This is a genomic window from Streptomyces sp. TRM64462, from assembly GCF_013362995.1.
Lineage (GTDB): Bacteria > Actinomycetota > Actinomycetes > Streptomycetales > Streptomycetaceae > Streptomyces.
The window spans coordinates 1-13,679 of the sequence record NZ_JABWDV010000082.1; the positions used below are offsets into that span (position 1 = coordinate 1).

At 70.2% G+C, this 13,679-nt stretch carries 11 protein-coding genes and 1 tRNA gene; 4 read left to right on the forward strand and 8 right to left on the reverse strand.

Going from position 1 to position 13,679, the window contains the following annotated elements:
- Positions 1–1,360, forward strand: a 1,360-nt coding sequence (locus HTZ82_RS03785) for a lysine N(6)-hydroxylase/L-ornithine N(5)-oxygenase family protein (RefSeq protein ID WP_175407822.1), incomplete at its 5' end; no start/stop codon positions are given.
- Here the strand turns inward: HTZ82_RS03785 and HTZ82_RS03790 are convergent.
- Positions 1,357–3,165 carry a bifunctional UDP-sugar hydrolase/5'-nucleotidase gene (locus HTZ82_RS03790; protein WP_175407823.1) on the reverse strand — a complete coding sequence of 603 codons (1,809 nt, stop codon included), beginning with the start codon at positions 3,163–3,165 and terminating at the stop codon, positions 1,357–1,359. The two genes, HTZ82_RS03785 and HTZ82_RS03790, sit on opposite strands and share 4 nt — an antisense overlap.
- Positions 3,166–3,307: 142 nt before the next feature.
- On the opposite strand from HTZ82_RS03790, the gene HTZ82_RS03795 reads away from it, so the two are divergent.
- The gene (locus tag HTZ82_RS03795; RefSeq protein ID WP_175407824.1) at positions 3,308–3,982 is read left to right on the forward strand and encodes an SIMPL domain-containing protein; all 675 of its coding nucleotides are present in this window, start codon (positions 3,308–3,310) and stop codon (positions 3,980–3,982) included.
- A 122-nt stretch (positions 3,983–4,104) separates the two neighbouring features.
- Positions 4,105–5,532 carry a pyruvate kinase gene (gene pyk, locus HTZ82_RS03800; RefSeq protein ID WP_175407825.1) on the forward strand — a complete coding sequence of 476 codons (1,428 nt, stop codon included), beginning with the start codon at positions 4,105–4,107 and terminating at the stop codon, positions 5,530–5,532.
- A gap of 39 nt (positions 5,533–5,571) precedes the next feature.
- Here pyk and HTZ82_RS03805 read toward each other — a convergent pair.
- A tRNA-Leu gene (locus HTZ82_RS03805) sits at positions 5,572–5,644 on the reverse strand.
- Between the two features lie 100 nt (positions 5,645–5,744).
- Between HTZ82_RS03805 and HTZ82_RS03810 the strand changes: the two genes are divergently transcribed.
- Positions 5,745–6,404, forward strand: a complete 660-nt coding sequence (locus HTZ82_RS03810) for an ANTAR domain-containing response regulator (protein ID WP_175407826.1) — start codon at positions 5,745–5,747, stop codon at positions 6,402–6,404.
- Between the two features lie 76 nt (positions 6,405–6,480).
- Here the strand turns inward: HTZ82_RS03810 and HTZ82_RS03815 are convergent, their stop codons facing one another.
- The 6 genes from HTZ82_RS03815 to HTZ82_RS03840 form a co-directional block, all read right to left on the reverse strand.
- Complete coding sequence (locus HTZ82_RS03815; RefSeq protein ID WP_175407827.1) at positions 6,481–7,197, reverse strand: ABC transporter ATP-binding protein; 717 nt, start codon at positions 7,195–7,197, stop codon at positions 6,481–6,483.
- Positions 7,194–8,345 (reverse strand): ABC transporter ATP-binding protein, encoded by a 1,152-nt coding sequence (locus tag HTZ82_RS03820; protein WP_175407828.1) that lies wholly within the window; start codon positions 8,343–8,345, stop codon positions 7,194–7,196. The genes HTZ82_RS03815 and HTZ82_RS03820 overlap by 4 nt, the downstream gene beginning before the upstream one ends.
- A gap of 2 nt (positions 8,346–8,347) precedes the next feature.
- Positions 8,348–10,177: a branched-chain amino acid ABC transporter permease gene (locus tag HTZ82_RS03825; protein WP_175407829.1), complete on the reverse strand. Its 1,830-nt coding sequence runs from the start codon at positions 10,175–10,177 to the stop codon at positions 8,348–8,350.
- 5 nt (positions 10,178–10,182) lie between these two features.
- A complete protein-coding gene (locus HTZ82_RS03830; RefSeq protein WP_175407830.1) occupies positions 10,183–11,112 on the reverse strand; it encodes a branched-chain amino acid ABC transporter permease in 930 nt (309 codons plus the stop codon).
- Positions 11,113–11,223: 111 nt separating this feature from the next.
- Positions 11,224–12,462: a branched-chain amino acid ABC transporter substrate-binding protein gene (locus tag HTZ82_RS03835; protein ID WP_175407831.1), complete on the reverse strand. Its 1,239-nt coding sequence runs from the start codon at positions 12,460–12,462 to the stop codon at positions 11,224–11,226.
- Positions 12,463–12,901: 439 nt separating this feature from the next.
- Positions 12,902–13,300 (reverse strand): hypothetical protein, encoded by a 399-nt coding sequence (locus HTZ82_RS03840; protein ID WP_175407832.1) that lies wholly within the window; start codon positions 13,298–13,300, stop codon positions 12,902–12,904.
- Between the last annotated feature and the right edge of the window lie 379 nt (positions 13,301–13,679).

Sequence of the window (13,679 nt, forward strand, 5' to 3'; positions counted from 1 at the left end):
CGGCAATCTCTCGCTCGCCGCGCTCGCGCACGGTGTGCCCGGGGGGCTCGCCACCGCCTTCTACGAGCAGCGGCCCACCTTCCAGTGGCACCCGGGCCTCCTCGTCGAAGGCGCCACGCTCCCCACGCCGTTCCTCGCCGACCTCGTCACGCTCGCCGACCCCACCAGCCCCTGGACGTTCCTCAACTACCTCCGCAGCCGCGGCCGGCTCTTCCCCTTCCACCTCGCCCAGCGGCTCCACATCCACCGCGCCGAGTACGACGCCTACGCCCGCTGGGTCAGCGACCACCTCCCCGGGCTGCACTTCGGCCACCAGGTCGACTCGATCCGCTGGAACCCCGAGCTGGCGCTCTTCGAGGTCGACCACACGCAGCTCGACGCCGACGGCGAGGCCGAGGCACTCGGCCGCACCCACGCCCGCCACATCGCCCTCGGCATCGGCACCGAACCGCACATCCCCGAGCCCCTCAAGCCCCTCGTCGACGCCCCCGCCGTCCCCGTCCTCCACGCCGCCGACTACCTCGCCCACCGCGAACGGCTGCTCACCGCCGAGCACGTCACCGTCGTCGGGTCGGGGCAGTCCGGCGCTGAGATCTTCCTCGACCTCCTCCGCAGCCGGCCACCGGGCCGCGAGCAGATCCACTGGATCACCCGCAGCGAAGCCTTCACGCCCCGCGAGAGCTCCCCGCTCGCCCTCGAACACCTCACCCCGGACCACACCCGCTACGTCCACGCACTCCCCGAGTCCGTACGGGACGAGGCCGTCGCCCGGCAGAAGCGGCGCCACCACGGCATCAGCCCCGAAACCCTCGCCGCCGTCCACGACGAGCTCGACCGCCGCACCCTCCACGGCGGCTGGCCCGACGCCGTCCTCGCCCCCGGTGTCCGTGTCCGCACCGCGGGACGGCTCGCCACCACCAAGGTCGAGCTCCACCTCGAACACATCCGCCAGGGCACCCGCTCACGCCTCACCACCGACGCGGTCGTCCTCGCCACCGGCTACCGCGAACGCCCCCTCCACCGCATCCTCGCCGCCCTCGACCCCTACCTGCGCCGCGACTCACGGGACCGGCCCCGCGTCGACGCCCACCACCGTCTCGTCCTGGACCCTTCCGTCACCGGCAGCGTCTACGTCCAGAACGCCGAGACCCACACCCACGGCACCGGCGCCACCGACCTCGGCCTCGCCGCCTGGCGCAGCGCGGCCCTCCTCAACCACCTCACCGGCAAGGAGCCCTACCCCCTGCCCGGCCGCACCGCCCACACCACCTTCGGCCTGGAACGGCGCGAGCCCCCGCACATCCCCGAACAGACACCGGGACACGCGCCGAGGCTCACGCCGCTCACGCACCACGTCTAGAACACCGGCGTGCCCTCACGGGTCAGCCGCCACCCCACCGACGCGAACTCGGCCGGGTCCAGCGAGCCCTTCGCCCGCACCCACTGGATGATCGTGTTACGGATCTCGTCCGAGTTCGCCCACACCTGCCGCGCGTCCGCCACATGCGGGAACGCGCCGCCGCCGCTCGCCCGGTAGTTGTTCACCGCCAGCACGAACTCCGCCGCCGGGTCGACGGGCGCGCCCCCGAACGCCAGGTTCACGATCCGCGACCCCACCGGCTGCGCGATGTCGATGTCGTACGTCAGCCCGTACACCGCGTCGTAGTTGTAGTCCGGAGTACCGTCCGCGTTCGTCAGCTTCGCCGTGTCCACCGGCTCATCGGCCGCCGTCCGCACGTAGTACTTCGCCGAGTACTCCAGGTACTCCTTGAGCTGCGCACCCGTCAGGACCCGTGCCTCCAGCGTGTTCTCGAACGGGTAGAGGCCCGCAGCGTCCCGGATCGTCACCTCGCCGGCCGGGATCGCGGCCGAGCGCGAGAAGCACGACGCCTGCGACAGCACGGGCAGCGCCGCGTACGCCCCGCCCGCGAGCGCCGCCTTCACCGTCTCCGCCTGTACGTGGTTGATCAGGTCGATGATCGGCTCGTCCCGCCACGGCGCCCGCGCCGTCGACATCTCCACCGGCGACGTACCGATCACCTGGTTGACGTACGCCACGACCTTCTCGTGCTCGTCCGCCAGCAGCTTCACGATCTCCGGGTCCTCGTCGACCGTGTTCGAGTTCAGCACCTGCGCGCCGGCCTTCTCGACCACCCAGCGGCCCCTGGACCACACGAGGTCGAAGTCGAACAGCGTCAGCCGCTGCCCCCACTTCAGCGGCTCGGACAGCACGACCTCCTGCCCGGTCTCCTTGTTCGTCACCCGGTACTCGGGGATCTCCGTGTGCGCGTGGCCCACCAGGATCGCGTCGATCCCCGGCACCTGCTCCGCCACCAGTGCCGCCGCGTTCTCGATGTACGGGAGCTGGTCCCCGTACGAGGACGTGCCGCTGGAACCGGAGTGCGCCGACACGATCACCACGTCCGCGCCCATCGACCTGAGCCTCGGCACCCACTTCGCCGCCTGCTCCTCCAGCCCCGGGAACACCATCCTGCCGCTGACGTTCGCCTTGTCCCAGATCGCGATGCCCGGGTTCGTCAGACCGAGCACCGCGACCCGTACATCACGGCCGCACGGCGTCCGCAGCCGGTGCATGCTGTACGGCGGGAACGCCGGCCGCAGCGTCTTCGCGTCCAGCGCGTTCGCGCCGAGCAGCGGGAAGTCGCACTGCTCCTCGAACTTCCGCAGCACCGGGATGCCGTAGTTGAACTCGTGGTTGCCGAGCGCCGCCGCGTCGTACCCGATCGCGTTCATCGCCTGCGCCATCGGGTGCACGGGGCCGCTCTCGGCCGTGATCGGGTCGATCTTCGCGTAGTAGTACGACAGCTGCGTGCCCTGGATGGTGTCACCGGCGTCGATCAGCAGCGTGTTCCGGCGGCCCTTCTCGGCGCGGACCCGGTCCACGAGCGTGGAGATCTTGGCGAGTCCGACGTCGTTGTGCGCCCTGTCGTCGAACTCGCGGTCCGTGAAGTAGTCCCAGTTGAAGACATGGCCGTGGAGGTCCGTCGTGCCCATCACCGTGAAGGAGTAGCGCTTCGCCGGGCGCCGGGGCGCCGGCTTCGCCTGAGCGGCGGGTGCGGCGGCCGCGGCCACGGCGGTCACACCGGCCACACCGGCACCGACGGCGGCGGACCGCTCCAGAAACGACCTGCGGTTCAGCGGCATGCGTACTCCCCTTTGGTTCCTGTGCTTCTGCATCTGTGCACAACGCGCGTAGACACGACGCGCGTAGATTCTGACCCGGCGCCGTCGGCCCCGAACACCCCCACGAGGTTTCGATCTGATGACCAGGTGCGAAAGACTCCACATGGCCACCCCCGAGAACCCCCGCATCACCGTCCGCGGTGAGGCCCGCGTCGACACCGCGCCGGACCTCGCCCGCATCGGCGTCGTCCTCACCGCCCGGGGCACCGATCGCCGCACCGTCCTCCAGGACCTCACCCGCCGCAACGCCACCGCCGTCGACCTCATCAGGGCCTACGACGACGCCCTGGAGGACCTCGAAACGGGCGCCCTCTCCCTCGTCCCCGAACTCGCCAGGCGCGGCCGCGGCGAACACGTCCGTACGTTCCACGGCGTCGTCCATCTCGCCGCCACCCTCACGGACTTCACGGCGCTCGGCGAGCTCGCGACCCGCCTCGCCGACCTCGACCTCACGCGCGTCGACGGCCCCTGGTGGAGCATCCGCCCCACGTCACCCGTCCACGCCGAAGCCCGCACGGAGGCCGTCCGCGACGCCGTACGGCGCGCCCGCAGCTACGCGCAGGCGCTGGGCACCGATCTGGCGGCCCTCGTGGAACTCGACGACACGCCACCGTCCGACGAGCCCTTCGACTTCGGAGGAGCCGCACCCCGCGCCGCCGCGTTCGGCACCGAAGCGGCCGGCGACACACCCCCGCCCCTCGACCTCGAACCCCGCCGCCAGACCGTCACCGCGCACATCACCGCACGCTTCACCCTCCACCCTCCCGCCACCCTCTGAAAGCCGCTCATCAGAGCACCCCTCCGCACACTTCAACACCTGTCAACACCCTTTCGGTCAAAGGTGGTTGGCGGCCGTCCACAGCCCCGCCTCTACCCGTCGGTAAGCCATAGGCTCGGCCCATGCGCCGAGCCAAAATCGTCTGCACTCTGGGCCCCGCCACCCACTCGTACGACCAGATCAAGACCCTTGTCGAAGCCGGCATGGACATCGCCCGCTTCAACCTCAGCCATGGCTCCTACGCCGACCACGAGGAGCGTTACGAACGCGTCCGCAAGGCCGCCGACGAGACCGGCCGCACCGTCGGTGTCCTCGCCGACCTTCAAGGCCCGAAGATCCGCCTCGGCCGCTTCCGTGAAGGTCCCGTACTCCTGGAGCGCGGCGACGACTTCACCATCACCACCCGCCCGGTCCAGGGTGACCGCACACACTGCGGCACCACCTACGCGGGCCTCGCCGCCGACGTCGCGGCAGGGGAGCGCATCCTCGTCGACGACGGCCGCGTCACCCTGCACGTCAACGCCGTCGACGGCACCGACGTCCACACCACCGTCCTCGAAGGCGGCCTCGTCTCCGACAACAAGGGCCTCAATCTGCCGGGCGTCGCCGTCTCCGTCCCCGCGCTCTCCGACAAGGACGTCGACGACCTCCGCTGGGCGCTCCGTACGGGCGCGGACATCGTCGCCCTCTCCTTCGTCCGCAGCGGCCGCGACGCCGAGGACGTCCACCGGATCATGGCCGAGGAGGGCCGCAGGGTCCCGGTGATCGCCAAGGTCGAGAAGCCCCAGGCGGTCGAGAACATCGACGACATCGTCGCCGCCTTCGACGGCATCATGGTCGCCCGCGGCGACCTCGGCGTCGAAATGCCCCTGGAGCAGGTGCCGATCGTCCAGAAGCGCGCCATCAAGCTCGCCAAGCGCAACGCGAAGCCGGTCATCGTCGCCACACAGATGCTCGACTCGATGATCGAGAACTCCCGCCCCACGCGCGCGGAGGCCAGCGACGTCGCCAACGCGGTCATCGACGGCACGGACGCGGTGATGCTCTCCGGCGAGACCAGCGTCGGCCGCTACCCCAGGGAGACGGTCCGCACGATGAGCCGCGTCGTGGAGGCGGCCGAGGAGGACGTCCTGGCGAAGGGCCTGCCGCCCCTCACCGAGCGGAACAAGCCCCGTACGCAGGGCGGCGCCGTCGCCCGGGCCGCCGCCGAGATGGGTGACTTCCTGGGCGCCAAGTTCCTCGTCGCCTTCACCCAGTCCGGGGACACCGCCCGCCGCCTCAGCCGCTACCGCTCCCCGATCCCGCTCCTGGCCTTCACGCCGGACCCGGCCACGCGCGCGCAGCTCAACCTCACGTGGGGCGTGGAGGCGTTCCTGGGGCCGCATGTCGACTCGACGGACGCGATGGTCGCCCAGGTCGACGAGCACCTGCTGAAGATCGGCCGCTGCCGGCGCGGAGACATCGTGATCATCACGGCGGGATCCCCACCGGGCGTCTCCGGCTCCACGAACCTGGTCCGCGTCCACCGCATCGGCGACGCCGTCCGTTGAAAAACCCCAAGTTCGTGACCTTGGAATCGTCGGAAAAAGTACCCCGGGTGGGATTCGAACCCACGCTAGATGGTGTTTGAGACCATTGCCTCTACCGCTGGGCTACCGGGGCATCCTTCGAAACGAAGGTCAGCGGCTACCCGCCTGGTTCCTACCTTACAGGAGCTAGGTAGGCTCTTGGGGAGCTATACGTGTCCTAACGAGGAGCCTCCGTGACCGCCCCCGAGTCGCCCCAGCCCGTCGCCGACGACGACAGCACGTCGCACGTCCCGCCGCTGACGACCCGTGTCGTCATCGCCGAGGACGAGGCCCTCATCCGCCTCGACCTCAAGGAGATGCTCGAGGAAGAGGGCTACACCGTCGTCGGTGAGGCCGGGGACGGCGCCCGGGCCGTCGAGCTCGCCCGCGAACTCGACCCGGACCTCGTCATCCTGGACGTGAAGATGCCCGTGCTGGACGGCATCTCGGCCGCCGAGCAGATCGCAGGCGAGTCCATCGCCCCGGTCCTGATGCTCACCGCGTTCTCGCAGCGCGAGCTGGTCGAGCGGGCCCGGGACGCCGGGGCGATGGCATACCTCGTGAAGCCGTTCAGCAAGAGCGACGTCGTCCCGGCGATCGAGATGGCCGTCTCGCGGTTCGCGGAGCTGAAGGCGCTGGAGAAGGAGGTCGCGGACCTCGCCCAGCGCCTGGAGACGCGGAAGCTGGTGGACAGGGCGAAGAGCATCCTGCAGACCCAGTACGGGCTGACGGAGCCCGCCGCGTTCCGGTGGATCCAGAAGACGTCGATGGACCGGCGCATGTCGATGCAGCAGGTCGCGGAGGCGGTCATCGAGGACGCCGAGGAGAAGAAGGCGGCCAAGGGCGGCCAGTAGCCGCGAGGCCGTGACACGGACGGGAGGCCCGTCCCGCGCGTGGGCGCGGGGCGGGCCTCCCGTCGTGTGCCGGTGCTCAGTCCTCGCCGAGGTAGGCCTTGCGGACCGACTCGTCGTGGAGGAGGTCCTGTCCGGTGCCGGACAGGACGATCTTGCCGATCTCCATGACATGGCCCTGGTCCGCGAGGGCGAGGGCGGCCTGGGCGTTCTGCTCGACGAGCAGGATGGTGGTGCCCTGGGCCTTCAGCTCGGCGATCGTGGCCATGATCTTCTGCATCATGATCGGCGAGAGACCCATGGAGGGCTCGTCGAGCATGAGCAGCTTGGGCTGCGACATCAGCGCCCTGCCCATGGCCAGCATCTGCTGCTCACCGCCGGAGAGCGTGCCCGCCGCCTGCTTGCGGCGCTCCCCGAGGATGGGGAACAGGTCGTAGGCGCGCTGGACGTCCTTCGCGATGCCTTCGCTGTCCTTGCGGAGGAAGGCGCCGAGGAGCAGGTTGTCCTCGATCGTCATCCTCGGGAAGATGTGCCGCCCCTCGGGGGAGTGGGCGAGCCCGAGGGAGACGATCTGGTGGGCCGGGATCTTCTTCAGCGACTTGCCGTTGAACTTGATCTGGCCGCTGACGGGCTTGAGGAGCCCGGACAGGGTACGGAGGGTGGTCGTCTTGCCGGCGCCGTTGGTGCCGATGAGGGTGACGACTTCCCCGGCGTCGACCTTGAACGAGATGCCTTTGACGGCTTCGATCTTGCCGTAGGCGACGCGCAGGTCCTCGACTTCGAGCAGTGCGGTCATGCGTCGTTCTCCTTGCCGGAACCGGAGGCCTTGTCGCCGGTGGCGGCCGTGTCGTCCGGGGTGCTGGTGTCGCTGTCGGAGGCGGGGGCGTCCGGGGCGGCGGCCCCGTCGGCCGAGTCGCCGTCCGCCGAGTCCCCGTCGGCCGGGGCGTCGTCCGCGTCCTCCGCCTCAGCCCCGGCGGCGGCCTCGGTGCTGCCGGCCGCCGACTCCTCGACCTCGGCTGCCTCGGCTGCCTCCGCCTCGGCCTCGGGCGCGGCTGCCTCGGGCGCGGCGGCCGCGCCCTCCTCGGCCGCGTGGGCCTCCGCCGCGGCGACCTCCGCGGCCTCCTCGTCGCCCGGTGCGCCCTCGAACGGTTCGCCGAGGTACGCGGCGATGACGCGCTCGTCGCTCTGCACGGTCTGGCTGTCGCCCTCCACGAGCTTCTGGCCCTGCACGAGCACGGCGACCCGGTCGCAGAGGTTGAAGATGAAGCGCATGTCGTGCTCGATGACGAGCACGGCGATGCCCATGTCCCGGATGGCGAAGACGAGTTCCTCGGTGGCGCGGGTCTCCTGCGGGTTCATGCCCGCCGTCGGCTCGTCGAGGAGCAGCAGGCCCGGCTCGCTGGCGAGGGCGCGGGCGATCTCCAGCTTGCGCTGCTCGCCGTACGGGAGGTTGCGCGCCAGGTGCGCGGCCTTGTGGTCGAGGCCGACGAACTCCAGCAGCTCCATCGCCCGCGCACGCGACGCGGCTTCGGCCTTGTGGAACCCGGGGCCGCGCAGCAGCGCGGACCAGAGGCCCTCCTTCGTCCGGGTGTGCCGGCCGACGAGCACGTTCTCCAGGACCGTCATGTTGGCGAACAGCCGGATGTTCTGGAACGTGCGCGCGATACCGGCCGCGGTCACCTTGAAGGACTTGGGCGGCAGGACCTTGCCCTTGTACCGGACCTCGCCCTCGGTGGGGATGTAGAGGCCCGTGAGGCAGTTGAAGAAGGTGGTCTTGCCGGCGCCGTTGGGGCCGATGAGGCCGACGATCTCACCGCTGTTGACGGTGAGGTCGACGTTCCGTACGGCGGTGAGGCCGCCGAAGCGCATCGTGACGCCCCGGGCGTCGAGCACGGTCTCGCCGGTGGGGGCGGCCGTCGTGGTGGTCTCCGTGGTGGTGGTCATGTTCAGGCACCTGCCTTGGTGAGGGCGGCGGGCGCTTCCTCGTTCTCGTGGAACTCGAGCTGGCGGCGGCGGTTGGGGATCAGCCCCTCGGGACGGAACCGCATGAGGAGGATCAGCGCGACTCCGAAGGCGAACAGCTGGTACTCGCCGAGGAACTGGAGCTTGTTCGGGATGAGGAAGAGCAGCGCCGCGCCGACCAGGGGCCCGCTCATGGTGCCCATGCCGCCGAGGACGACCGCGGCCAGCAGGAAGGCCGAGTTGGGCGGGATGGGGCCGGCGAAGAGGTACTGCTCCGGGGTCACCGTGTAGGTCACGTGGGCCTGCACGGTACCGGCGAGACCGGCCAGCGAGGCACCGAGGGCGAACGCGATCAGCTTGACGCGGAAGCCGTTGATGCCCATGGCGAGGGCGGCGGTCTCGTCCTCGCGGATGGCCACCCAGGCACGGCCGATACGGGAGTCGCCGCTGCGCCGGAAGACGAGGATGACGACGGCCATGATGAGCAGCATCAGGAAGAAGTAGTTGGCGAAGCGCCCGATGGTGAACCCGGCGATGGTGTGCTCCGCGCCGAAGTCGAACCCGAAGATGTTGAGGTTCGGGATGGACGCGATGCCGTTGGAGCCGTTGGTGATGTCGGGCCCGCTGACGCCGTCGGTGTTCATGACGGAGATACGGAAGATCTCACCGAAGCCGAGGGTGACGATCGCCAGGTAGTCGCCCCGGAGGCGCAGCGTCGGGGCGCCGATGAGCACACCGAAGACCAGCGACGCCAACGCGCCGACGATGACGGCGGCCCAGAACGGGAACTGGACGCCGAACGGCGACGTGGGGGCGCCGGAGACCAGGGCCGCCGCGTACGCGCCGACGCCGAGGAACGCGACGTAACCGAGGTCGAGCAGGCCCGCGAGGCCGACGACGATGTTCAGACCGAGCGCGACGGTCGCGAAGATCAGGATGTAGACGCCGATGGTGGCGTACTGGTCGTCGGTCTGTGTGAAGGGGAACAGCGCGGCGGCGATGAACGCGCCGGCGATGGTGAGGTTCTGGTGCTTGCCGGTGATGCGGGTGGCGTGCTGGAAGAGCCCGGCCTTGTTGAGCGCGGCGACGCCGAACCCGGCGGTGATGAGGAAGCCGATGAACAGCTCGTCGTACTCGGTGCCGATGCCGTAGGTGAAGACGCCGAGGGCGAGGGCGAGGATGCCCGTGATGATGAGGATCTCGGCGTAGGACGGCAGGGCGCGCAGCGGCTTGACCTGGCCGGCGGCGAAGGCCGCCCGCAGGGTGGCGAGGCCGTTGACCGCGCGGTGCTTGAACTGGTCCCAGCCGGTGTCGTCGGGGTCGGCGGGGGTGAGCTCGGGCCGGGTGAAGGGCAGGCCGAGCGCGCCGACGAGGGCGGCGAGGCTCGCCAGGCCGACGACGTAGCCGCCCGGTTCGAGGTTGACGATGCCGCCGAGCTGGACGCTGATCGCGAGGATCGTGTACCAGGCGGTGGCGAACGCGGCGAGGGCGGAGAGCTTGATGGCCGCGTCGGCGCCCGCCGGAACGAGCCAGCCCGTGCCCTTCACGCCGTACGAGGCGAGGGCGAAGAGGACGGTGAGGGCGCCGGTGACGAGAACCTGCCACTGCAGGCCGCCGGGGTAGCCGTACACCGTGAGGTTGCCGGGGAAGGCGGGGGTCCACGTCCAGGCGAGGAAGGCGCTCAGCGCGGTGACCGCGCCGCCGCCGGCCGCCAGGGCGCGCGCGGTGGTGGCGGGCAGTCCGGGGATGAGGCCGGTGGGCCGTGCGTCGGGGGCGGACTCGGCCGGGGTGGTGCTGCTGGTCTGTGTGGTCATGGTGCTCACGCCCTGTCCGCGACGCGCTCGCCGAGGATGCCTTGGGGCCTGGCGAGGAGTACGACGATGAGGAGTACGAAGGCCCAGACGTCGGCCCAGGACTGGCCGCCGAGCTGCTGCATGCCGGGGATGTGGTTGATGTAGGCGGTGGCCATGGTCTCGGCGATGCCGAGCACGAGGCCGCCGATCATCGCGCCGTAGATGTTGCCGATGCCGCCGAGCACCGCCGCGGTGAACGCCTTGAGGCCGAGGAGGAAGCCCATCTTGTAGTCGACCTGGCCGTACTTGAGGCCGTAGGCGACGGCGCCGACGGCCGCGAACGTGGCGCCCAGGGCGAAGGCGATCACGATGATGCGGTCGGTGTTGACGCCCATCAGCTTGGCGGTGTCCGGGTCCTGCGCGGTGGCCTGCATACCGCGGCCGGTGCGGGTGCGCATGACGAAGTAGCCGAGGAAGGCCATGCAGACCGGGGCGGCTATGAGGAGGAAGACGTCGCCGGACTGGATGGTGACGCTGCCGAACTCGAAGGGCCCGCCGTCGAGCTGGGGGAACTTGCGGGCGGACGTGGCCTCCGGGTACCAGGCCCAGACGGCCTGCTGGAGGGCGAGCGACAGGCCGATGGCCGTGATGAGGGGTGCGAGGCGTGGTCCACCGCGGAGGGGGCGGTAGGCGAAGCGCTCGGCACCGATGGCGACGGTGGTGGCGACGACGACGGCGCCGACGATCATGAGTGGCAGGGCGAGCCACATGGTGGTGCCGCCGGGCAGGATCAGCCAGACCGTGAGGGCGCCGAAGCCGCCGGTCATGAAGATCTCGCCGTGGGCGAAGTTGATGAGCTGGACGATGCCGTAGACCATCGTGTAGCCAATGGCGACCAGCCCGTACATGGATCCCAGGAGCAGGCCGTTGACCAGCTGCTGCGGCAGTTCGTTCACCGCATTGTCCTCCGAGACTGTGGACGTATGTGACACCGCGCGGGGCGCCTGGTGCGGCGCCCCGCGCGGCGGAAGGGGTGATGCGTGTGGGGTTTCGGTGGATCAGCCGGTTCAGCCGGTGAAGGTGCCGGACTCGACAGCCTTGTGGGCGCCGTTCTCGACGGTGTAGACCGTCAGCTGCTTGTTCGTGGTGTCACCGAACTCGTCGAAGGAGACCTTGCCGGTCACACCGTCGAAGGAGACACCCTGCATCGCCTCGACGACCTTGGCGCGGGCGTCCTTCTCGGGCAGCTTGCCGCTGTTGTCCTCGACGACCTTCTTGACGGCCTCGATGATGGCCCAGGCCGAGTCGTAGGCGTAGCCGCCGTACGCCTCGTAGGCCTCCTTGAAGTTGGCCTTCTTGTAGTTGGCCAGGAACTCCTTGGCGGAGTCGAGGGTCTCGATCGGCGCGCCGACCGAGGTGGCGATGTCGCCGTTGGCGCCGGCACCGGCGAGCTTGATGTACTCGGCGCTGTAGAGCGCGTCGCCGCCGGCGACGACGACCTTGGCACCCGCGTCCTTGATCTGCTTGCTGAGCGGGCCGCCGGCCGGGTACTCGCCGCCGTAGTAGACGACGTCGGCGCCGGAGTTCTTGACCTTGGTGGCGACGGCGCTGAAGTCCTTCGCCTCCGGGTTGACGTGGTCGGTGCCCACGACCTTGCCGCCGAGCTTCTCGAACTCGGCCTTGAAGGTGGCGGCCAGACCGGCGCCGTAGGTCTTCTTGTCGTCGATGATGAAGGCCTTGGTCTTCTTGGCCTTGTTGACGATGTACTGCGCGGCGAACGGGCCCTGGATGGCGTCGGTGGTGGCCGTGCGGAAGTACGCGTTGTACGTGCGCTTCTTGTCGCCGGAGTTCCAGTTCGGGCCCTGGGAGAGCGCCGGGTTGGTGTTCGCGGGGGAGACCTGGACCAGCTTCGCGTCGTCGAGGACCTTCTGCATCGACTCGGCGACGGACGAGTTGAGGGGGCCGACGACGCCGAGCACGTCCTTGTTGGCGACGAGCTTCGTGGCGTTCTGCTGGCCGGATGACGGCTGGGCCTGGTCGTCGAGGGCCTCGAACTTGAAGGTGACGCCCTTGACGTACTCCTTCTCGTTGGCCGTGCGGACGGCGAGATCGACCGAGTTCTTGATGCCGAGGCCGAGGGCGGAGAGGTCGCCGGTGAGCGGGGCGTCGAGGCCGATGACGACGGTCGTCTTGCCGTCGCCGCCCGCGTTGCCTCCGCCGGTGTTGTCGCGCGAACCGCAGGCGGTGAGTGTGAGCGCTCCCGTAGTGATCACGGTGGTGAGTATGAGCAAGGAACGGTGTCGCACGATGTGTCCTTTCCCTGGCGCGGCCTCCTCATGAGTTGAGGTGCCGTTTCCTGCGCCGGGGCGTACTGGGGATGGATACGGGGCCGTGCAGCAGACGCGCCCGGCGGCGCGGTGACTGGGCGTGACTCTAAGCGCATGCGGGGCGGTCGGGGAGCGCCCCGGTGAGGATGTGACTCTCTTGTTATGCCGTGGCCATGGATCTTTGGTCGATGCGGGATACATCGGTCTTTCGGGCGCCCGGTTCCTTCTCGCATGGTGAGAACACCCAGTTCCGCTAAGGGGCTTGGGCGGATCATGGTGCTGACAGCGCCGACGGGCGCGCGCGGGTCATTTATGGGGGAAGTGTGCGCACGGGCGCCCTCGGGAGGGTGTCGCGGCGCCTGGGGGGTCATTGCCCGCGCGTTACGCAGTGTTACGAACAGGTGTGTGCCCGCCCTGGTCACCGCCACGGGTGCGTGGTGGGGGAACCTCCCTCGTAGCGCTCGGTGCAGCGGCGCCGGATCTCCGCGACGGCGAGCCGGTCGGCGGCCTCCGGTCCGGCGCGTTCCCGTTCCCCTCGGGCGGCCTCCACGACGGCCAGAAGGATCTCGTTCTGGCCGTTGGACAGGGCCTTCTGCTGATAGTCGCCCTGGGCGCGTCCGGCGAGCTCCTCACGGGCCCAGTGGGTGAGGAGTGAGACGCACAGCTCGGTGGGCGAAGTGGTGTGCGGGTACGGCGAGTTGGCCGGGGCCGCGGTGGTGTCGTGGGGGCCGGTGCAGGCGGCGGTCAGCGCCAGGGCCGCGACGGCGAGGGCGCGCGGCAGGGGGCGCGGCGTGCGGTGCGCGGGTCCTGACGTCATGGGTCGACGCTAAGCGCGGGGGCGCCGCGCGCGCCAGGGGTTGTACAGGTCAACTCGTCGGTGCCGTACGTGGGTTGGTGCCGTGGCGGGCATTGGCGGGAGCGGTGCCGCGCGGGTACGGGGCGGCGGGGTGTGGGAGTTGCCGTCGGCCGGCCGGGCGCGGATCGTCCGGTGAGCGGTGGCCGGGTGGCGAAAAGCGGAGGGTCCGCTCGGCTCCGTACGGGCTCGTCGGAGGTCTCCCGGGGCGCGTGCGACGGCCGGGCCATGGCCGTACGGGCGCGCCGGGACGCCGGACGGAGCAGCGCCGAGGCACACGCAGCGTCACCGGCGGGGCGTCGGCGGGACCGGGCGCGGGGCGAGGTCTGGGTGGGGAGACGGG